The sequence below is a fragment of the Allobosea sp. 67-29 genome (assembly GCF_001898115.1).
Taxonomy (GTDB): Bacteria; Pseudomonadota; Alphaproteobacteria; order Rhizobiales; family Beijerinckiaceae; genus Allobosea.
This window is the reverse complement of record NZ_MKSQ01000019.1, coordinates 50723-70566: the sequence shown is the minus strand read 5'-3', so window position 1 is coordinate 70566 and position 19844 is coordinate 50723. Positions and strand designations below refer to the sequence as shown.

Here is a 19844-nt window from a genome sequence, read left to right as displayed (position 1 = left end):
TGCACGAAGGCGGGCGCTGCTGCTGCGTCCCGCTCGTCCAGTCCTCGTGAGGCGCGGCGCTATATGGCGACCAGCCGGTTCATCTGCTCGCGATAACGCTGCGCCGCATCGCCGGCCTCGCCTTCATAAGGCTCGATCCTGACGAGACAGGTATGGGCCGAGCAGCCTTGCCCGAAGCGGGATGTCCCGATATCGACCGTCAGGACGTTCGGATTGCCGGCGACGTCGAGGCCGCTATTGCCGGTGGGCGTGAACCAGGCGCCGGTCGGCAGGACGACAACCCGGCGCCGCACCCCGTCGCTGATCTGGGCCGTCGCGAGGCAGGCCCCACGCTCGTTCCAGAGCCGGACCGTCTGGCCGTCGGCAATGCCGAGGGCTGCCGCGTCCTCTGGGTGAAGCCGCGCCTGCTCGCGGCCGCCGCGCTTGCCGGCCATACTGGCAGCGCTCGTCTCGAGCTGGCTGTGCAGCCGCCCCTCGGGCTGGTGGGAGATGAGGTGGAACTGATCGGCGGCACCGGCCGCACCAAGCCATTCCACCGGCTCGATCCAGGCCGGATGGGCCGGGCAATCGTCGTAGTCGAGCGCCGCGAGAGTGCTGCTGCCGAGGACGATCCGCCCGCTTTCGGTCGCGAGAGCATTATCCTGCGGCTTATCGCGAAACGCGGACAGATAAGTGTGTTCGGCCTGCGTCGGGCAGCGAGCATAGCCCTGGGCCCAGAAAGTGTCGAAATCCGGCATCTTGAAGCCAAGACGCGCCGCGGCATCGTCGCGGGTCGTTTCGTAGAGGTGGCGCAGCCAACCCATCTCGTCGCGGCCTTCGTCGAATTCCCGCCCGATGCCGAGCTTTTCGGCGATCGCCCGGAAGATGTCGAAATCGGAGCGGGACTCCCCGACCGGCCCGATCGCCTTGTGCATGGCGATGATGCAGTCGGAGCGCTTGTTGCCCGCCATATCGTTGCGCTCGATCGACGTGTTGGCCGGCAATACGATGTCGGCGCGCTGCGCGGTCGCGGTGAACATCGGGTCCTGCACGATGATCGTTTCCGGCCGGGTCCAGGCCTCCGCGAGGCGGTTGAGGTCCTGATGGTGGTGATAGGGGTTGCCGCCGGCCCAGTAGACCAGCCGCGCATCGGGATAGGTGCGGGTCTCACCTTCATAGGTGTATGCCTCGCCCGGATGCAGCAGCATGTCGCTGATCCGGGCGACCGGAATGAAGCTTTTCAGCGCCTTCCGCAATTGCGGCATCGCCGGCGACTTCGCGAGATTGATCGGCGCACCGACGCCCCCGAGCGACGCATAGCCATAGCCGACCCCGCCGCCCGGCAGGCCGATCTGGCCCGTCATCGCCGCCAGCGCCAGCGCCGCCCAGAAGGGCTGCTCGCCGTGATGGGCGCGCTGCAGGCTCCAGCTCACCGTCAGCATCGAGCGCGTCTCGACCAGCCGCTGCGCAAGCGCGACGATCAGGCTCGCCTCCAGCCCGGTAATGCCGGCGGCCCAGCCCGCGTCCTTGGCCACGCCGTCCAGGCTGCCGTCGAGATAGGCGATCAGCCGTTCGGAGCCGCTCGTGCAGCGCTCGAGGAAGGCGCGGTCGTGCCGGTCCCGCCTCAGGATCTCGCCGGCAAACCCGAGCATCAAGGCCGCATCGGTATTCGGCCGGATCGGCCACCATTCGGCGCCCAGCCAGCCGGGCACGTCATCGCGCAGCGGTGAAACCAGGACGACCCTCACGCCCCTCTCGGCGATCTTGCGCAGATGGGTTTCCAGCGCATGGCTGGCGATCCCGCCGGCCTCGTTCTGCGCCGTCCGCGGCGAAAGCGCCCCGAAAACGACCAGCGTCTCGCTGTGCTGCGCGATGGTGTCCAGCGTATTGGCCTCGCCGCCGCAGGCGCTGTCGTCGCCCAGCGTATGGCGCAGGATCACCGGCCCGGCTGCGATCGAATATGTGTCGGCGTGGCCGGTATAGCCACCGACCAGGTTCAACATGCGCTTCAATTGCGACGGCGCGTGGTGGAACCGGCCGCAGCTGGTCCAGCCATAGGACCCCGCGAAAATCGAGGCGTTGCCGAAGCTCTCCGAGACGCGCTTGATCTCGCCCGCGACGAGCGAGGTCGCCTCCTCCCAGCTCACCGGCACGAACCTGTCGCGCCCCCGGCCGCGGCGATCGCTCCTCTCGCGGCCTTCGAGCCAGCCCGAACGGACCAGCGGGGTCAGGACACGGCGCTCCGTGCTCGCCCAATCGCGGACCGATTGGTTGATCGGCGACGGCGAAGGATCATGCTCGAAGGGCTCGATGCCGACGATCCTGCCGTTTTCGACCAGGATGGTGTAGGCGCCCCAATGGCTGCAATGCGGGTAGCGCTGGATCGAGCTCATCCGAGCACCTTCCGCGACGCGGGCATGCTTGCCTGCGTCTCATCCCCCCTGGCCCCGCCCTTCGGCGCCGGCTCGAAACCCGGCAGCACCCCGGCGAAGAGATCGCCCTGCACCCCGACCTCTTCGAGCACCTCCGCCGTATGCTCGCCGAAGCGCGGCGGCGCCAGCCGATAGGAGGCCGGGGTCCGCGACATCTTGATCGGGCTGCCCGTGCCGCGATAGGCGCCGATATCGACCACCATGCCGCGGTGATGCGTATGCGGATCCGCCATCACCTGGTCGATGGAGCGCACGGCGCCGCAAGGCACGCCGGACTTGATCAGCAGCTCGGCCAGCGGACCGCAGTCGAAGCCCGCCATCGCCGCCTCGAGATCTCGCTTGAGCGCGTCGCGGTTGATGTTGCGGTCCTTGTTGGTTGCGTAGCGCGCATCCTCGGCCAGCTCCGGCCGGCCGATCACCTTGCAAAGAGTCGCGAACTGCCGGTTGTTGCCGACGGCCAGAAAGAGCGGCGCATCGCGTGTCGTGAAGACGTCATAGGGGGTGATGTTGGGATGGGCGTTGCCAGAGCGGCCCGCAACCTGTCCCGAGAGATAGAAATTCGGCAGATGGGGGTGCAGCAGCGAGACCCCGCAATCATAGAGCGTCGTCTCGACGAACTGCCCCTTCCCACTCGATTCCCGTTCCTGCAACGCCATGAGGATGCCGATCACGGCGTTCAGCCCCGTCACCATGTCGACGACTGGCAATCCCACGCGCAGCGGCGCACCGCCGAGCTCACCGTTCACGCTCATGATGCCGGCCGAGGCCTGGATCGCCGCGTCGTAGCCCGGCAGACCGCCGAGCGGCCCGTCCCCGCCGAAGCCCGAGACGCGGCAATGGACGAGGCGCGGGAAGCGCCGCTCGAGTTCCGCACGCCCAAGGCCCCAGCGGTCGAGCGTGCCGGTCTTGAAGTTCTCGATGAAGACGTCGGCCGTCTCCAGCAGGCGCAGCAGCAGCTCGCGGCCTGCCTTCTGCGTCAGGTCGAGCGCCATGCCGCGCTTGTTGCGGTTGAGGCCCAGAAAATAGCTCGCCGCGCCTTCAAGGAAGGGCGGCCCCCAGCCGCGCGTCTCGTCGCCCGCCGGAGGTTCGATCTTGACGACGTCCGCACCATGGTCGCCGAGGATCTGGCCGGCATAGGGTCCCCCGAGAACCCGGCTGGCGTCGATGACCTTGATGCTGGCCAGGGAACCGATGCGAGAATTCATATCCTGTCCTGCCGATTGTCTCTTGCGGATCGAAGCGTCACGCATGGACCTCGCGCCGCATCTGGCTTGCGAATTCCGGATAGGTTTCCGCGAGCTCGTCCATCACTTGTCCGCGCAGCAGCGCGAGCGTCTCTCGATCCGGCGCCGGGGTCCGGCCGGTGTCCCGGGGATCCGCAAATGCGAATCCCGTCGCCTCCCGGACCTCCTCCAGCGCGTGGCCGGGATGGAGGCTCTCCAGGGTGAAGCCCGGCCGGGTCTTGTCGAAGCTGAACAGCGCCTTGCCAGTCAGCAGCGCCACCGGCCCGCCGGTCCGGTGGACGCCGGGCGCGCTGGTGCCGGGCGCACTGATGAAATCGACCTTGTCCACGAAGACGCGTGGGCTGTGTTCCTCGCGGAAGAGGATGACGCGCGGCACCACGAAATAGAGATAGGCCGAGCCGAACGAGCCCGGCCAGCGCGGCGTCGATGCCGGATAATCGCCGACGCCGACGAGATTGATGTTGGCCTGTCCGTCGATCTGGCCGCCGCCGAGGAAGAAGGCGTCGATTCGCCCCTGACCCGCACAATCGAACAATTCGGCGGAGCCGTTGGTGAAGAAATTATGCTCGACCGAGCCGAGGATCGAGATCCTGACCGGCGGCGCGCCCGCGCGCTTCTTCATGGCCCGCAGCAGCATCGCGCCTGCGGCGGGGATCGGCGAGGAGGCGCCGACCGCGACATGCCGGACACCGTCGAGGAGTCGCGTGATCGTGGCGATCAGGATTTCGCGGGGATGCACCTCGGTCACTGCGCGGGCTCCTCGGCGCGTCCCGCGGCAGGTTGGGCCATATAGGTGGCGAAGCCTTCCGCCGTGCGGGCGGCCTTGGCATAGCGCAGGATCTCGGCTGTGTCGGTGGCGTATTCTCCCCAGAGCCCGTAAGGCCAGGCACCTCTGGGAGCGACCGCGATCTCTGTCACGTAGAGCGCCGGCAAGGTTCCCGCTGCGCTCGTCTCGCTGCCGAGCAGGTTCTCGTCGATGATGCGTTCGACCGTGACCAGGGTCTGCCCTGCGGCATAAGCCATCGCAGCAAGCTCGCGGCGCCGCCCGATCCAGACATTGCCGTTCCGGTCCGCCATCGGCGCGTGGAAGATGGCGATGTCGGGACGTGCTGCCGGGATCAGGACGATCGGGTCGCGGTCCTCGGCGAAGGGGTTGTCGATCATCCGCCAGTCAGGCCGGAAGCGCAGGACATCGCTACCGACGAGGCCGCGCAGAGGCTGGAAGGGATTGCCCTTCTGCGCCGCCATGAGCGCGGCATGGATCGCCGGGCAGGTTGCGTCGCGCACTACGATCCGTCCTTCGCCGACGGCCTGGTTGAAGCGCGGAGCCCCGCCCGCCTCGCCGAGCGAGACCGCGCTCGTCTCGACCGAGCGGACGAGCCCGGCGCCGATCAGCTGGTCGACCTGCAGGCCGCCGGTCGGAACGCAGAACAGGTCGAGATCGCCGGCGCCGCGCTCGATCAGCGCCCGGGTCATCGCCATCGAGACTCCCGCATAATCGACCGGCAGCGCGAGCTGCATTCCCGCCTCGACACGGGCCGCCATGCCCCGAAGGTCCATCGCGTCCTTCTCCCTCCGAGCCGACCCCGCGATCTCTGCGGCGCCGCGGTTATTGTTCTATAATATAGAACGCAATTCTGAAATAACCCTAGCGGCACGCCGATCGCGGTGTCAACATGCCCTCCACGGCACCCGAAGCGATCGTCCGCACTCCTGTCACCGAGCTCGATGAGACAGCTTGACAGCGCGCAGAGCAAGCTGATTACTGAAAGAAAACAGAATTGCGTTCTATAATTCAGAACGACGGGAGAGACGTGATGGCGACGGAACTGGCCTCTCGTGCCATGCCGGCGGCGCAGGTGGGACAGCCGGGAGCGGCTCGTGCAGAGGGCTCGATCGGCTCGGGCATCGTCATGCGCGAGGTAGTCAAGAACTACGGCGCCTTCCGTGCGGCCGACCGTATTTCCCTCGATATCCGGCCGGGCGAGTTCATCACCCTGCTCGGCCCATCCGGAAGCGGCAAGACGACGCTGCTCAACCTGCTCGCCGGGTTCCAGAAGCTCGACGGCGGCGAGATGCATGTCGACAACGCGCCGATCGACCATGTGCCGACCCACAGGCGCGGCTTCGGCATGGTGTTCCAGAGCTACGCGCTGTTTCCCAACATGACCGTCACGCAGAACGTGGCTTTTCCGCTGCGCATGGCCGGCGTCGACCGGGAAAGTGCACAGCGCCGCGTCGGCGAAACGCTCGAGATGATGCGTCTTTCCGAACACGCCGCAAAGACGCCCTCGCAGATGTCGGGTGGCCAGCAGCAGCGCGTCGCCATCGCCCGCGCCATCGTCCGGCGCCCGAAGATCGTGCTGATGGACGAGCCGCTCAGCGCGCTCGACCGGCGGCTGCGGGAATCCATCCAGATCGAGATCCGCGCACTGCACCGCACCATAGGCAGCACCATCCTGTTCGTCACGCACGACCAGGGCGAGGCCCTGACGATGAGCGACCGCATCGCCGTGATGGACGCCGGGCGGATCGTGCAGATCGGCACTCCAACCGACATCTACCGGCACCCGCAGAACCGCTTCGTCGCGTCCTTCGTCGGCGAGAGCAACCTGATTGAGGCCGAGATCGTGCAACGCCGCGGCGCCACGATGGCGCTGCGCAACCGGGCCGGCTACGTCTTCGAGGCCGATGCCGGGCACGGCATCGAGGTGGGGCGTGCGGCGGTGCTGGTGCGGCCGGAGCGAATCGCCATCGCAGGCAGCCCCGGTCCGAACACGATGCCGGTCACGGTGACGTCGGCCCTGTTCCTCGGCGAAGTCCTGCGGATCGAGGCCCGGACCGAAAGCGGCGAGACCTTGCTGATCCGCTGCATGGACACGGCAGGGCGGTCGCTGCCGGATGTCGGCGAACGCCTCCATGTAAGCTGGGGTGCCGCCGATTGCTGGGTGCTCTCGTGACCGCCCTTGCCGCAGCCTCCCATCCTCGCCGCCCGGCGGGCTTCGCCGTCAGGCTATCCAACCCGGCATTGCTCCTGCTGCCGGCCGCGCTCTTCCTCGGCTTCATCTACCTGTTGCCGGTCGTCGATCTCTTCCGCATCAGCGTCAGCGGCCCGACATGGTCGACCTTCTTCGAACGCGTCTTCTCGGTGCCGCTCTACTGGGACGCGCTCGTCCGGACGATGCAGATATCCCTTACCGTAGCGACGCTGTGCCTGCTGCTCGGCTACCCGACGGCGCTCCTGATCCGGCGTACATCCGGCATCGCCAGAATCCTGGTCACGGCCGGAGTGCTGCTGCCCTATTTCATCGCCATCCTGATCCGCACCTATGCCTGGATGGTGCTGCTCGGCCGCAACGGCCCGGTCAATAAGCTCCTGACCGGGCTCGGACTGCTCGGCGAACCCGCCCAGTTCCTCTTCAACCGCGGCACGGTCCTGCTCGGCATGACGGCGGTGCTGCTGCCGATCATGGTGCTCAGCATCTATTCCAGCGTCTCACGTCTCGACGTGGCGCTGCCGCGGGCCGCGCAAGCCTCCGGCGCCGGACCGATCGCCACCTTCTGGCGCATTCTCCTGCCCCTCACCTTGCCCGGGATGGGCGCGGGCTTCCTGCTCGTCTTCGTGGCCGCTCTCGGCTTCTTCATCACCCCGACGCTGCTCGGCGGACCGGGCGACCAGATGTTCGCGATGCACATCGTGCAACAGGCCGATTTCATCGGCAGCGAGGGCTTCCTTCAGGCATTGGCCGTGGTGCTGCTGATCATCACGCTGCTCTTCGTCGCGCTGGCCGGCCACTTCCTCGGCTTCTCCTTCATCTGGGGCGGCGGCCAGCTCGCGGAGGGGCAACCTCGTCCGGCAACCGCGCATGAGGCGGTGCCCACTCCGCAGCGGCGGCTTCTCGCCGGAGTTGCAGACCGTGTCGGCTGGCCCGCCTTGCGGCTGCTGAGCCGGCTCAACCCAGCCTGGGGCCGCTGGACCGTGATCCTTCTCGGCGGCGCCGTCATCGCCACGCTGATCCTGCCGATCCTGGTCGTGATGGTGATCTCGTTCAGCAGCGCTTCCTACCTCACCTTCCCGCCGCCGGGGCTGTCGCTGCGCTGGTACGAGAAGTTCTTCTCCGACCCCAACTGGATGGAGGCCTTCTGGAAATCCTCGGTGATCGCCGCCACCTCGGCTATCATCTCGGTGACACTCGGCGCCTCCGCCGCGATGGGAATCGTGCGCAGCGAGATCCGCGGCAAATCGATCATCATGCTGCTGCTCGTGAGCCCGGTCATCGTGCCGCCGGTGGTGCTCGGTCTGTCGCTCTACAGCCTGTTCCTGCGCTTCGACCTCGTGGGAACGATCTGGGGGCTCGCCTCAGCCCATGCGATCGGCGGGATTCCGCTCGTCGTGATCATCGTCTCGGCCGCGCTCCAGGGCGTCGACAGGCGGCTCGAACAGGCGGCCGCCCTGCATGGCGCCCCCCCGCTCACCGTGTTTCGCACGGTGACGTTGCCGGCGATCGCACCCGGCCTCGCTGCAGCGGCCTTCTTCGCCTTCCTGCACTCCTTCGACGAACTGGTGCTGTCGTTGTTCCTGTCCAGCGCGCAGTTGAAGACGCTGCCGCTGATGCTCTGGGCCGACATCAACTACCAGCTCAACCCGGTTCTGGCGGTGGTTTCCTCGCTCGAGGTCCTGCTGGTCGTGATCGGGCTCGCGCTCGCCGGCCCGGTGCTGGCGCGGACACGCGCCGGCGCCTGACTAACAAATCAAACAAAAACGGGAGGGATGAAGCACATGACGAGACGCATGACGACCTGGCGGATGCTTGCGGTCCTGGCCACCGTGGCATTGCCTGCCGGCCTGGCGCAGAGCGCCCATGCCCAGAGCAAAGAGGTGATCGTGCAGGATCCGGGCGGCGCCTACGGCGAAGCCCTGCGCAAGATCATGTACGGGCCGTTCGAGAAGGAGACGGGCATCAAGGTCGTGACCGTCCAGGAAGCCCGCAGCGGCCCGCGGCTGAAGGCCCAGGCGGATGCCGGCAAGGCGGCCTGGGATCTCGCCTTCATCTTCGACCAGGAGACCAAGTTGCTCGGCGACTGCTGCCTCGCGGACATCGACTACAAGAAGCTCTCCGAATCCGCGCAGAAGACGCTCGCGGCGATGCCGGACAACCTCAAGCGGCCCAAGGGCGTCGCGCTGCAGGTGATCGGCGTCGGCCTCGCCTGGAACAAGGACAAGTACAAGCCCGGCAACGAACCGCAGAGCTGGGCCGATTTCTGGGACGTCAAGAAGTTCCCGGGCCGGCGCTGCATGCCCGCCTGGTCGCGCTTCACCTTCGAGGCGGCGCTGATGGCGGACGGCGTGCCCCAGGACAAGCTCTATCCGATCGACATGGAGCGGGCGCTCAAGAAGCTCGCGGAGATCAAGCCGCATATCACCAAATGGTGGACGACGGCCGCGCAGCCGCCGCAGCTGCTCCTCGACGGCGAGGCCGACATGTGCATGGCCTATACCGGCTCGATGAGCAAATTCGCCCTCGAAGGCGCCCCCGTCGCGCTGACCTGGAACCAGGGCTTCGTCTATTACGACTTCTTCTCGATCCCGAAGGGCGCGCCCAATTACGACAACGCCCTCAAGGTGCTGTCCTGGCGGCTCGACCCCAAGCGCGCCGCCGAGCTGACGTCGAATTTCCCGGTCGCGCTGCCTTCTTCGGTCGTGTTCGACGCGGCCGACCCGAAAATCAGCACCTACTGGGCCAACAACCCGAAGAACCTGGCGCAGGCCATCGAATGGAGCCCTGACTATTGGGGGGCCCCAGCACACGACGGCCGCGCGACCAACGAGGAATTCGGGCAGGAGAAGCTCAACGCGCTGTTGGCCAAATAGCCGGCCGGCGGGAAGGCGGCTGCCCCGGTTGGCGGCCGTCTTCCCGTCGCCTATGCCGGGGCATAGAGATTTCCGGCTCAGGGGAAACGGGTCACACGATGGACAAGGCTTTCACGAAGGGGCTCCGGCTCCTCGAGGTTCTGGCACGAAGCAGCAAGCCGCGCGGCATCACGGACCTCGCCGGCGAGCTCGGGTTGACCAAGAGCAATGTCCATCGGCTGCTGGCGACCCTTCAGGCCCAGGGTTTCGTCCGGCAGGCGCCTCCGCCGGTCAGCACCTACGAGCCGACGCTGAAGATCTGGGAACTCGGAAGCTGCGTCGTCAGGCGCATGGACCTCGTTTCCACCGCGCGGCCGGCCATGGAGAAGCTGGCGCAAGCGACAGGCGAGACGGTGCATCTCTCCGTACTTGACGACACCGACGTGGTCTATGTCGACAAGATCGAGAGCCAGCATCAGATCCGTGCCCATACCAGCGTCGGCATGCGCGCGCCCGCATTCGCCATGGCGACCGGCAAGGCCATGCTCGCGCATGAGCCCGACGAGGCCCTCGAACGCTTCCGGCCGCTCTTCAAGCGCTACACCGCGACGACCCGCGTGACGCTCGATGAGCTCATGGCCGATATCGCGCAGATCCGTCAGCAGGGCTACGCCGTGGTCCTGCAGGGCGAATGGCGGGACGGCATCGCGGCCTGCGCCTGCGCCATCCTCGGCCGGGCCGGCGAGGTCGTCGGCGCGATCGGCATATCGGGACCCGACTCCCGGCTGAAACGCAAGGAGTTGAAGCAGTTCTCGGAAGAGGTTCGAAAGGCCGCCCTGTCGATCAGCACGGCCCTCGGCCATTCGCCCCCGCACTGACGCCATCCCCATGCGCCGCACGACCGGACCCACACCGCCGCGAAAGGCACCGCCATGACCGACAGCTTCCGCGCCATGACAATCGTCGAGCACGACGGACGCCCGCGTGCCGAGTTCCGGGACCTGACCGTGGCGGATCTTCCCGATCATGATATGCTCGTGGCCATCGCCTTCTCGACGTTGAATTACAAGGACGGCCTCGCAATCAGCGGCAAGGGACGGATCGCGCGCCGGCTGCCCATGGTGGCGGGAATCGACCTCGCAGGGACGGTCGTCGAAAGCCGCTCGCCCGATTGGAAGGCCGGCGACAAGGTTCTGGTCAATGGCTGGGGCCTTTCAGAGACGGAATGGGGCGGCTATTCCCGCTTCCAGAGACTCAAGCCCCAATGGCTGACGCCGCTGCCCGATGCCTTCACCTTCGAGGAGGCCATGGGCATCGGCACCGCCGGTTATACCGCCGCGCTCTGCATCGATGCCCTCGAGGGTTGGGGAGCGATCGCGCCGGGCGGCCGCGAGGTGCTGGTGACGGGCGCGGCCGGCGGCGTCGGCTCGACCGCGATCAGCCTGCTCGCGCGCAAGGGCTACACCGTCACAGCCGCCACCGGCAGACCCGAGACGCACCCCTATCTTGCCGAGCTCGGCGCCACCGCCTTCGTAGAGCGGACGGCCTTGGCGGAGAAGGGAGGCGCGCTGCAGAAGGAGCGCTGGGGTGGCGCGGTCGATTCCGTGGGGTCGACGACCCTGGCCAATGTGCTGGCGCAGACAGCCTATGGTGGTGCCGTCGCGGCCTGTGGACTGGCGGGCGGCATGGACCTTCCGGCGACCGTGGCGCCGCATATCCTGCGCGGCGTGAGCCTTCTCGGCATCGACAGCGTGATGGCGCCGGCCGCGAAGCGCGACAGCGCATGGAAGACGCTGGCCAAGCATCTCGACAAGGCGCAGCTCGGCCGGATCGCTCGCATCGAGCCGATGTCCTCCCTGCCGGAGTTGGCGGAGGACATTGTCGCCGGCAGGATTCGCGGCCGCGTGGTGATCGACGTTTCGCGCTGAGCTTCGTCCGCCGTACCGCATGCAGCCATTGAAAAGTTGCATGCGCTTTCAATAAAATGAAATTGTGTTCTGAACTGCAGAACAGATCGTCGGCACCGCCCGGGGATCGCCGGAGCGGGGAGGCTCTGCGGGATGGGAGGAAACCAGGACGACCGCGATCTGCGGCAATCCATCGTCGACGCCTGCCGGGAGATGACGGCGTCGGGCATCAATCAGGGCACCTCGGGCAATATCGGCGTTCGCGTCGACGGCGGCATCCTGCTGACGCCGTCAGGACTGCCCTACGATCAGATGACCCCGGAGGACATTGTCTTCATGGACTGGGGTGGCGGCTGGAAGGCGCGAGAAGGCAATGTGCCCTCCACCGAATGGCGCTTCCACCTCGACATCCTCAAGGCCAAGCCCGAGGCGCAGGCGGTGGTCCACGCCCATCCGACCTACTGCACGATCCTCGCGATCATGCACAAGACCATCCCTGCCATCCACTACATGATCGCCGCCGCTGGCGGGAACGACATCCCTTGCGCGCCCTACGCCCAGTACGGCACGGCGGAACTGTCACGTTTGGCGCTCGAGGCGCTGACCGGACGACGTGCCTGTCTCCTGGCCCATCACGGCCTGATCGCCACCGGCGTCAGCCTGCGCAAGGCGATGTGGCTCGCCATCGAGGTCGAGACCCTGGCGAAACAGTATCATGGCTGCCTTCAGATCGGCACGCCGCCGCTCCTGCCGGACGAGGAGATCGACAGCATCCTGAAGCGCTGGGGCCAATACGGCCTGCGCGAGAGGAAGCCCTTGGCCGCAGATCCGACCGGCGCCGCCTGATCCGACGCTGCCGCCGCCATTTTCCCTCTCTTTCCGAGAAGACTTCCGATGTCGCACACCCATGATGTCAGCGTCTGCGGTTCCTACATCCTCGATATCCTGGGCGTGCCCGTCACCGAGATTCCGCCCGGCGGCACGCGCTACCTGATCGATGAGATCCGCCTCACGGTCGCCGGTACCGCGGGCGGAACCGTCGTACCCTGCGCACGGCTAGGGCTGAAGGCGCTCGCGGTCGGCGCCGTCGGCGCGGACGAGAAGGCGGACTGGGTGCTGGACGCGCTGAAGCGCGACGGCATCGACGTCTCCGTGATGGAGCGCATCGCCGACAGCCCGACCTCCGCCACTATTCTGCCGATCCGGCCCGACGGATCGCGGCCCGCCCTCCATGCTCGCGGCGCCTCGGCCCGCTGGCGCATCTCGCCTGCAGCGCAGGCGCGTGCCTGCGAGGGCCGGATCGTCCATCTCGGCGGTGTCGGCTCGCTGCTGGCGATGGATGGCGAACCATCGCGCGCACTGCTCGCCGATGCGCGCAAAGCTGGCCGCACCACCACGCTCGACCTGATCTCGGCCCGTGCCGAGACCCTCGCATTGGTGGAGCCGCTGCTGCCGGAGGTCGATTTCTTCATGCCGAGCATCGACGAGACCGCCGCGATGGTCGGAACCCACGATCCTGCCGCCTGCGCGCGCTTCTTCCTCGACAAGGGTGCCGGCGCCTGCGCGATTTCGCTCGGAGGGGACGGCTCCTTCGTCATGACTCGAGACGGCCAGGCGTTCACGATGCCGGCCTTCGAGGTCCCGGTGCGCGATACCACCGGCTGCGGCGATGCCTATTCCGGAGGCTTCATCGCCGGCCTTGCCCGCGGCTGGACACTTCCGGAATGCGCGCGCCTCGCGACTGCGACAGCTGCACTCGTCGCCACCGGCCTCGGCTCCGGCGCGAATCTGGTCTCCTTCGACGAGACCGTGAACGCGATGAACAGCCTGCCGGTGCGCAAGCCCACCTGCCCCTTATCCTGAAGCTGCTGCGAGAACAGACATGACCAGACAAGCCATCGTCACGGGCGCCAGCCGGGGCATCGGCCGCGCCATCGCCATCGGGCTCGCCGAGCGCGGCTACGACCTGGCGCTGACCGATCTTGCGACCCAGAAAGCCGCGCTGGATGAAACCGCGGCCGAGATCGGCAACCACGGCCGCCGTTGCGTCATCGCTCTGGCCGATGTCAGCGATCCCGCCGATTGCCGCCGCTCGGTGGCGGAAGCGGTGCAGGGTCTCGGCCATGTCGACGCCCTCGTCAACAATGCCGGCATCCTGAAGCTCGCCTCGATCGAGGAGCTGACGCCGGAACTCTGGGACACGACGCTCGCCGTCAATGCGCGTGGGGTCTTCCAGATGACCCAGGCGATGATCCCCCATATGCGGGAACGGCGATACGGCCGCATCGTCAACATCGCCTCACTCGCCGCGCGCACTGGCGGCCCCGGCCAGTCGCACTATGCCGCGTCGAAATCAGCGGTAGTCGGCTTCACCCGCGTCGCCTCGATGGAATTGGGGCAGTACGGCATCACCGTGAATGCAGTCTGCCCTGGCATCATCCAGACAGAGATGGGCATGAACAACCTGCGCGACCCCGAGCGGGTCGCGTATTTCGAGAAAGTCACGGATCTCCACAGGCTCGGGAATCCCGAGGATGTCGTGGGTCCCGTCGCGTTCTTCGCTTCGGACGATTCCGCCTTCGTGACCGGACAGGCCCTGAACGTGGATGGCGGCATCTTCTACAGCTAGCTGTTAAAAGCATCAGGCCGAGGTTGTCGCCAGCCTGCTCGGACGAGCCGCGGGGTTGAAGCGACCCACGGCCTTCGCAAGGCTGGCGCCACACGTGCAGCGAACCGCACTCGGCTTGCCCGAGAGGCCGCTGCGCTCCTGATTCCGGAACCGAAATCGAACGCCTTATTCCCACACCTCATCGTCAGGCGCAGGGAACGCCACTAAAAAAAGAAAAATCAAATACTTAGGAAAAAAATGGTGGGGGAAGCAGGACTCGAACCTGCGAAGGCATAGCCAGCGGATTTACAGTCCGCCCCCTTTGCCGCTCGGGACATTCCCCCGCCTGCGCCCATGACCGGCTCTTCGAGCCGCGGGCCACCGATATGTCACTGTCGTGACGACCGGCAGGCGCGGCCGGACTTATGGTGACCGGGCCGCGGCGTGTCAACGGCAAAAAGGTCGCCGGCGCAAATTCCTTCCCGTCGGAAGGCCGTTCCTGTGCAAACGCGCTCACGCCGGGGCTGCGAGATGCCTCATCATGAAGGCGACGCGCTCGGCGATGCTCGCCCGCGGCAGTTCCAGAAGCGCGTAGCCGAAGCGCGGATAGGCTTGGAGCATCGCCTCACAGGTCTGCTGCGCCTCGGCGAAGTCCTGCTTGCGCTCGGCATCCCCGGCGAAGATCTCGGGCCATGGCGGCGCGATGAACACGCTCCGGCGGTAGCGGCATTCGCGGGCGGCCCGCTCGACGGCTTGCGATACAGGCAATCCGCACAGCGAAAGATAGCCGGCGATGTCGGGAATGCCGCGATCGAAGAACACGAAGCCGGTCCTGCTCCGCGCCGCCGCATGATTGCGCAGGTCCCGGGCCAGCATCAATGCCGCGAAGCGCTCGCGATCGGCCCAGGGCAGCCCCTGCCCGCCTGCCGCGAGCTGCTCGCGGATGACCTGTCGGCCCGCTTCCGGCATCACCGCATGGCCGGAAGCCGCGAGAGCCTCGATCAGGGTAGTCTTGCCAGAGCCCGGGCCGCCGGTGATGACCACGAAGCGCTGACTGGCATCTGCCATGGTTTGAACCTTTCGAAGGGAAGGAGGGGCGCGCGGATCGTTCCGCGCTGGTCAAGAGCGCCGTGCCGTGGCACGGCAGGCGGAGAAATTCTGGAGAAAGCGATGGCGCCGCCATTCCGTCCCAAACAGGCCAGGCCGGCCGGCAACCGGCCGGGCGGTCATGCCCGCCGCGCCGGCGCCCCGCCGCCGCACCGTCCCGGCGATATCGACGAGGCCGTTCTCTATGGCGTCCACCCCGTCGTCGAGGCCCTGCGCAACCCGCACCGGCGCTTCCGGCGCCTGCTCGCCACCGAGAATGCGCTGCGCCGCCTGCGGGAGGAGATCGGTGACTTGCCGGTCGAGGCGGAACTCGTGCGCCCGTCCGAGATCGATCGGCTGCTGACGCCCGATTCGGTGCATCAGGGACTTTATCTGGTCTGTGAGCCCCTGCCCTCGCCCGATCTCGACAGCCTGCCGGACGATGCCGTCGTCCTCGCGCTCGACCAGATCACCGACCCGCACAATGTCGGCGCGATCCTGCGCTCGGCTGCCGCCTTCGGCGCGGCGGCGGTGATCGTCACCATCCGCCACTCCCCGGCCGCGACGGGCGTGCTGGCGAAATCCGCCTCCGGCGCGCTCGAACATGTCCCGCTCGTCGCCGTCCGCAATCTCGGCGACGCGCTGGAGACGCTGGGCAAACGCGGCTTCCTGCGCCTCGGCTTCGATTCGGAAGGCGATGTCGCGCTCGAAGAGGTCGCCCTGCGCCGGCCGCTCGTCATGGTGATGGGCGCCGAGGGCAAGGGTCTGCGCCAGCGGACCCGCGAACTCTGCGATCATGTCGCCCGGCTCGAAGTGCCCGGCGCGATCACCAGCCTCAACGTCTCCAACGCGACGGCGATCGCGCTTTACGCCGCGAGCCGCCGGCGCTGACCGGTACGTCGGCCGCCGGTTTCCGTCGGACCACCGGCGGCGAGGCGGCGCGCCTGGCCGCAACGCCAGGCGCTCTCCTGCGGGATCGGCCTACCGCCGCGGCACGGTCAGCAGCAAGGCTCCGGTCTCGGCATGGGCATAGCGCGTCCGCCTGCCGGCGGGCTCGGCCGCCCCGATGCGGATGACCCGCGCCGCGGGCCGCAGGCGCGGACCTTCCAGCCGGTAGATCGTCGGCTCGGGCGGCGGCCCCCGGCGGATGCCGGCGCGCGCCGTCAGGTTCTCGAAGGAATCGGCATCGACGGGCGGCGCCGGTTCGGCGGGATGCGCGATGACGGCGACCGTTGCGCTGCTCCCCGGCGGATAGAAGAGCCAGGGATCGACAAAGCCCGGGCCGCCCCAGGCCCAGCGATGGTGCCGGCCGCGACGAAAATCCGCGCGAGCAGCCCGCGGATTGCTCCGGAAGGCGCGCATCTCGGGGTGATGGATCGAGGCGGTGCTCGTCGCACGGGCCCCGGCACCGCCTCCGCGACCGCCGGCCAGAGCCGGGTCGAGCGACAGATTCGCGGCCAGCAGCAGTCCGCAGGACAGGCCGATGATACGCAACGCCATGGTGCGTCTCCTCATCCGCATCTCGTCAGGCCTCCGCAATTGGATTATAGTGAACCGGCGGCCGCTGACCAGCCTGCATCGACGGCGCTTCCCCGCCGCATCGCTCCTCCATCGATAGTCTTAAGACCAACGGTGCAAGACCAAGTGCTTGATTGCGCCCGTGTCTTTCCGCGCGCAAACCTCAGCGTCGATCCGGAACGGTGCGGGAATCCCGCCGTTCCGGCGGCGCGGAAACCGGATCGATCGAAGCCGGGCCGCGCTGCGGAAGCGCATTTCACCAGGGGAGGCAACACGCCATGAGCATGGCATCGCAGACATCGGGATCGGCCTCCGCGCCGCGGCCGATGACCAGGGAAGAACGGAAGGTCATCATCGCCTCGTCGGCCGGCACGGTCTTCGAGTGGTACGACTTCTATCTGGCCGGCTCTCTCGCCGCCAACATCGCGCAGACCTTCGTGCCCGGCGACAACGATACGGCGAAGTTCATCTTCGTGCTGTTCGGCTTCGCCGCGGGCTTCGCGGTGCGCCCCTTCGGCGCGCTGTTCTTCGGCCGCCTCGGCGACATGATCGGCCGCAAATACACCTTCCTCGTCACCATGGTGGTGATGGGCCTCTCGACCTTCCTGGTCGGCCTGCTGCCGAGCTTCCAGAGCATCGGCTACGCCGCTCCCACCATCTTCATCGCCTGCCGCCTGCTGCAGGGCCTCGCTCTCGGTGGCGAATACGGCGGCGCCGCGACCTATGTCGCCGAGCACGCCCCGATGGGTCGCCGCGGCTTCTACACCTCCTGGATCCAGACCACGGCAACGGTCGGCCTGTTCCTGTCGCTGATCGTCATCCTGATCCTGCGCCTCAGCATGGCGCCGGAGACCTTTGCCGCCTGGGGCTGGCGCGTGCCCTTCCTGCTCTCGATCATCCTGCTCGGCTTCTCGGTCTGGATCCGCCTGCAGCTCGCCGAATCGCCGGCGTTCCTGCGGATGAAGGAGGAAGGCACCCATTCGAAGGCTCCGCTCACCGAAGCCTTCGGCACCTGGGCCAACGCCAAGATCGGCATCGTCGCGCTGCTCGGCGGCACCGCCGGCCAGGCCGTGGTCTGGTACACCGGCCAGTTCTACGCGCTGTTCTTCCTGACCCAGACGCTCAAGATGGACGGCACCACCGCCAACCTGCTGATCGCGTTCTCGCTGCTGCTGGGCACGCCGTTCTTCATCTTCTTCGGCTGGCTCTCGGACAAGATCGGCCGCAAGCCGATCCTGCTGGCCGGCTGCCTGATCGCGGCGCTGACCTACTTCCCGCTGTTCACGATGCTCGCGAACACGGTGAACCCGAAGCTCACCAGCGCGACCGAGAACGTCAAGGTCGTGCTCACCTCCGATCCGGCCGCCTGCGGCACGCTCTTCGACCCCGTCGGCGTGCGCACCTTCACCAAGCCCTGCGACGTGGTCCGCCGCACGCTGGCGACCAACTCGATCCACTACGAGCTGGTCCCCGGCCCGGCAGGCTCGCCGCTCAAGGCGACGGTCAACGGCACGGACGCCCCCAGCGGAGCAGCCGAGCTCGTCGCGGCGGCCCAGGCTGCCGGCTATCCCAAGGCGGGTGACGCCAGCATCCTGAAGACGCCCTCGATCGGCCAGGTCCTGAGCGACGGCCGCGCGCTCAAGGCCGTCGGCATCCTGTTCGTGCTCGTGCTCTTCGTCACGATGGTCTACGGCCCGATCGCCGCCCTGCTGGTCGAGCTCTTCCCGACCCGCATCCGCTACTCCGGCATGTCGCTGCCCTACCACATCGGCAACGGCTGGTTCGGCGGCTTCCTGCCTCCGACGGCCTTCGCCATCGTGGCGGCGAGCGGCAACATCTTCTCGGGTCTGTGGTATCCGATCATCGTGGCGCTCGGCACCTTCGTGATCGGCCTGCTCTTCCTGCCCGAGACGAAGGATCGCGACATCCTGAAGTGATCGCCGCCCGCGGCGGCGATCACGGCCCCGCCCGCAAGGGCGGGGCCTTTTTTATGGCCAGCGTTCAGAGCAGTGCGAGCGCCACGCCGGTCGCGCTGGTCAGCACCACCACCAGCCAGGGCGGCGCCTTCCACACCGTCAGCAGGACGAAGCCGGCGAGTGCCACCGCGAAATCGGGCGGGCCGGTCACCGCGCTTGTCCAGACCGGGCTGTAGAGCGCCGCCGCGAGCACCCCGACGACGGCGGCGTTGGCGCCGCGCATCGCGGCCTGTGCGAGCGGCCGCCGGCGCAAGGCGTTCCAGAACGGCAGCGCCCCCGCCACGAGCAGCAGCCCGGGCACGAAGATGCCGACCAGGCAGATCGCGGCTCCGAGCATGCCGTTGGGCCAGGGTTCCATCGCGGCGCCGAGAAAGGCTGCGAAGCTGAACAGCGGGCCGGGAACGGCCTGAGCCGCGCCATAGCCGGCGAGGAATCCGTTCGCGTCGATCCAGCCGGGCCGCACCACCGCCGTTTCCAATAGCGGCAGAACCACATGTCCTCCACCGAACACCAGCGCGCCGGCCCGATAGAACACGTCGAACAGCGCGAGGGCGTGGCTGCCGCTCGCCGCCGCGGCCAGCGGCAGCGCCGCGAGGAGCAGACAGGCGGCCGCCAGGGCGCAGGCGCCCGCGCGGCGCGACAGCGCAAATGCGAGATGGGCCGGGCTCGCGGGCGCGCCGTCGCGGCACAACCAGACGCCGAGAAGGCTACCGGCCAGGATCGCCGCGATCTGCCCGATCGACCCTGTCGCGAAAACCACGACGAAGACCGAGAGAAGAGCGATCGCCGCGCGCGGCCTGTCCGGAGCCAGCGAGCGCGCCATTCCCCAGACGGCCTGCGCCACGACCGCCACCGCGACCAGCTTCAACCCGTGAACCAGGCCCGACCCGACCGGCCCGCCGAAGGCGCCCGCCCCCATGGCGAAGAGAACCAGCAGCGCAGCCGAGGGCAGCGTGAAGGCGCACCACGCCGCCAGCCCTCCCAACGGGCCGCCGCGAAGCAGGCCGAGCGCGAAGCCGACCTGGCTCGAGGCCGGGCCGGGCAGGAACTGGCACAGGGCGACGAGATCGGCATAGCCGGCCTCGTCGATCCATTTGCGCCGCAGCACGAGCTCGTCGCGGAAATAGCCGAGATGGGCGACGGGCCCGCCGAACGATGTCAGCCCGAGCTTGAGGAATGCGCGAAAGACCTCGCCCGGTCTCGGGGGCTCTGTCCGCCCGGCCATGTCCTGCGGCACATCCGC

At 67.7% G+C, this 19844-nt stretch carries 17 protein-coding genes and 1 tRNA gene; 10 read left to right on the top strand and 8 right to left on the bottom strand.

Annotated elements, in window-relative coordinates:
- Positions 1-59: 59 nt before the first annotated feature.
- Genes BGO20_RS15225 through BGO20_RS15210 form a run of 4 tightly spaced genes read right to left on the bottom strand, consistent with a single transcriptional unit; the run spans position 60 to position 5215 of the window.
- Positions 60-2372: a molybdopterin-dependent oxidoreductase gene (locus BGO20_RS15225; RefSeq protein WP_291664419.1), complete on the bottom strand. Its 2313-nt coding sequence runs from the start codon at positions 2370-2372 to the stop codon at positions 60-62.
- Positions 2369-3616, bottom strand: a complete 1248-nt coding sequence (locus BGO20_RS15220) for a CaiB/BaiF CoA transferase family protein (protein WP_291664420.1) — start codon at positions 3614-3616, stop codon at positions 2369-2371. The genes BGO20_RS15225 and BGO20_RS15220 overlap by 4 nt, the downstream gene beginning before the upstream one ends.
- A gap of 37 nt (positions 3617-3653) precedes the next feature.
- Entirely contained in the window at positions 3654-4403 is a 750-nt protein-coding gene (locus BGO20_RS15215) for a CoA-transferase (protein WP_291664421.1), read from the bottom strand.
- On the bottom strand, positions 4400-5215 hold the full coding sequence (locus tag BGO20_RS15210) for a CoA transferase subunit A (protein WP_291664422.1): 816 nt from the start codon (positions 5213-5215) through the stop codon (positions 4400-4402). The genes BGO20_RS15215 and BGO20_RS15210 overlap by 4 nt, the downstream gene beginning before the upstream one ends.
- A 257-nt stretch (positions 5216-5472) precedes the next feature.
- Between BGO20_RS15210 and BGO20_RS15205 the strand changes: the two genes are divergently transcribed.
- The 8 genes from BGO20_RS15205 (at position 5473) to BGO20_RS15170 (ending at position 14042) form a co-directional block, all read left to right on the top strand.
- On the top strand, positions 5473-6615 hold the full coding sequence (locus tag BGO20_RS15205; RefSeq protein ID WP_291664423.1) for an ABC transporter ATP-binding protein: 1143 nt from the start codon (positions 5473-5475) through the stop codon (positions 6613-6615).
- Positions 6612-8399: an ABC transporter permease subunit gene (locus tag BGO20_RS15200; protein ID WP_291664424.1), complete on the top strand. Its 1788-nt coding sequence runs from the start codon at positions 6612-6614 to the stop codon at positions 8397-8399. The genes BGO20_RS15205 and BGO20_RS15200 overlap by 4 nt, the downstream gene beginning before the upstream one ends.
- Positions 8400-8435: 36 nt before the next feature.
- Complete coding sequence (locus BGO20_RS15195; protein WP_291664425.1) at positions 8436-9527, top strand: extracellular solute-binding protein; 1092 nt, start codon at positions 8436-8438, stop codon at positions 9525-9527.
- Positions 9528-9625: 98 nt separating this feature from the next.
- Positions 9626-10384 (top strand): IclR family transcriptional regulator, encoded by a 759-nt coding sequence (locus tag BGO20_RS15190; protein WP_291664426.1) that lies wholly within the window; start codon positions 9626-9628, stop codon positions 10382-10384.
- 54 nt (positions 10385-10438) lie between these two features.
- Positions 10439-11434, top strand: coding sequence for an MDR family oxidoreductase (locus BGO20_RS15185; protein ID WP_291664427.1), 996 nt, complete (start codon positions 10439-10441; stop codon positions 11432-11434).
- Positions 11435-11566: 132 nt separating this feature from the next.
- Positions 11567-12259: a class II aldolase/adducin family protein gene (locus BGO20_RS15180; RefSeq protein WP_291664428.1), complete on the top strand. Its 693-nt coding sequence runs from the start codon at positions 11567-11569 to the stop codon at positions 12257-12259.
- Between the two features lie 48 nt (positions 12260-12307).
- Positions 12308-13276 carry a carbohydrate kinase family protein gene (locus BGO20_RS15175; RefSeq protein WP_291664429.1) on the top strand — a complete coding sequence of 323 codons (969 nt, stop codon included), beginning with the start codon at positions 12308-12310 and terminating at the stop codon, positions 13274-13276.
- A gap of 19 nt (positions 13277-13295) precedes the next feature.
- The gene (locus BGO20_RS15170; protein WP_291664430.1) at positions 13296-14042 is read left to right on the top strand and encodes an SDR family NAD(P)-dependent oxidoreductase; all 747 of its coding nucleotides are present in this window, start codon (positions 13296-13298) and stop codon (positions 14040-14042) included.
- A gap of 238 nt (positions 14043-14280) precedes the next feature.
- Here BGO20_RS15170 and BGO20_RS15165 read toward each other — a convergent pair.
- A tRNA-Tyr gene (locus BGO20_RS15165) sits at positions 14281-14365 on the bottom strand.
- 169 nt (positions 14366-14534) lie between these two features.
- Positions 14535-15089: an AAA family ATPase gene (locus tag BGO20_RS15160; RefSeq protein WP_291664431.1), complete on the bottom strand. Its 555-nt coding sequence runs from the start codon at positions 15087-15089 to the stop codon at positions 14535-14537.
- A 102-nt stretch (positions 15090-15191) separates the two neighbouring features.
- Between BGO20_RS15160 and rlmB the strand changes: the two genes are divergently transcribed.
- A complete protein-coding gene (gene rlmB / locus BGO20_RS15155) occupies positions 15192-15998 on the top strand; it encodes a 23S rRNA (guanosine(2251)-2'-O)-methyltransferase RlmB (RefSeq protein ID WP_291664432.1) in 807 nt (268 codons plus the stop codon).
- Positions 15999-16088: 90 nt separating this feature from the next.
- Here the strand turns inward: rlmB and BGO20_RS15150 are convergent, their stop codons facing one another.
- Positions 16089-16607 (bottom strand): hypothetical protein, encoded by a 519-nt coding sequence (locus BGO20_RS15150; RefSeq protein WP_291664433.1) that lies wholly within the window; start codon positions 16605-16607, stop codon positions 16089-16091.
- A 296-nt stretch (positions 16608-16903) separates the two neighbouring features.
- Between BGO20_RS15150 and BGO20_RS15145 the strand changes: the two genes are divergently transcribed.
- Entirely contained in the window at positions 16904-18562 is a 1659-nt protein-coding gene (locus tag BGO20_RS15145) for an MFS transporter (RefSeq protein ID WP_291664434.1), read from the top strand.
- A gap of 64 nt (positions 18563-18626) precedes the next feature.
- Here the strand turns inward: BGO20_RS15145 and chrA are convergent, their stop codons facing one another.
- Positions 18627-19826 (bottom strand): chromate efflux transporter, encoded by a 1200-nt coding sequence (chrA, locus tag BGO20_RS15140; RefSeq protein WP_291664512.1) that lies wholly within the window; start codon positions 19824-19826, stop codon positions 18627-18629.
- Positions 19827-19844 lie beyond the last annotated feature (18 nt).

What these genes read in the sequence shown, in the direction of transcription:
- BGO20_RS15205 (WP_291664423.1), top strand. Translation starts at nt 5,473, where the DNA reads ATGGCGACGGAACTGGCCTCTCGTGCCATGCCGGCGGCGCAGGTGGGA.
- BGO20_RS15145 (WP_291664434.1), top strand. Translation starts at nt 16,904, where the DNA reads ATGAGCATGGCATCGCAGACATCGGGATCGGCCTCCGCGCCGCGGCCG.
- BGO20_RS15180 (WP_291664428.1), top strand. Translation starts at nt 11,567, where the DNA reads ATGGGAGGAAACCAGGACGACCGCGATCTGCGGCAATCCATCGTCGAC.
- BGO20_RS15195 (WP_291664425.1), top strand. Translation starts at nt 8,436, where the DNA reads ATGACGAGACGCATGACGACCTGGCGGATGCTTGCGGTCCTGGCCACC.
- BGO20_RS15220 (WP_291664420.1), bottom strand. Translation starts at nt 3,616, where the DNA reads ATGAATTCTCGCATCGGTTCCCTGGCCAGCATCAAGGTCATCGACGCC.
- chrA (WP_291664512.1), bottom strand. Translation starts at nt 19,826, where the DNA reads ATGGCCGGGCGGACAGAGCCCCCGAGACCGGGCGAGGTCTTTCGCGCA.
- BGO20_RS15170 (WP_291664430.1), top strand. Translation starts at nt 13,296, where the DNA reads ATGACCAGACAAGCCATCGTCACGGGCGCCAGCCGGGGCATCGGCCGC.
- BGO20_RS15160 (WP_291664431.1), bottom strand. Translation starts at nt 15,089, where the DNA reads ATGGCAGATGCCAGTCAGCGCTTCGTGGTCATCACCGGCGGCCCGGGC.
- rlmB (WP_291664432.1), top strand. Translation starts at nt 15,192, where the DNA reads ATGGCGCCGCCATTCCGTCCCAAACAGGCCAGGCCGGCCGGCAACCGG.
- BGO20_RS15150 (WP_291664433.1), bottom strand. Translation starts at nt 16,607, where the DNA reads ATGGCGTTGCGTATCATCGGCCTGTCCTGCGGACTGCTGCTGGCCGCG.
- BGO20_RS15225 (WP_291664419.1), bottom strand. Translation starts at nt 2,372, where the DNA reads ATGAGCTCGATCCAGCGCTACCCGCATTGCAGCCATTGGGGCGCCTAC.
- BGO20_RS15185 (WP_291664427.1), top strand. Translation starts at nt 10,439, where the DNA reads ATGACCGACAGCTTCCGCGCCATGACAATCGTCGAGCACGACGGACGC.
- BGO20_RS15175 (WP_291664429.1), top strand. Translation starts at nt 12,308, where the DNA reads ATGTCGCACACCCATGATGTCAGCGTCTGCGGTTCCTACATCCTCGAT.
- BGO20_RS15210 (WP_291664422.1), bottom strand. Translation starts at nt 5,215, where the DNA reads ATGGACCTTCGGGGCATGGCGGCCCGTGTCGAGGCGGGAATGCAGCTC.
- BGO20_RS15190 (WP_291664426.1), top strand. Translation starts at nt 9,626, where the DNA reads ATGGACAAGGCTTTCACGAAGGGGCTCCGGCTCCTCGAGGTTCTGGCA.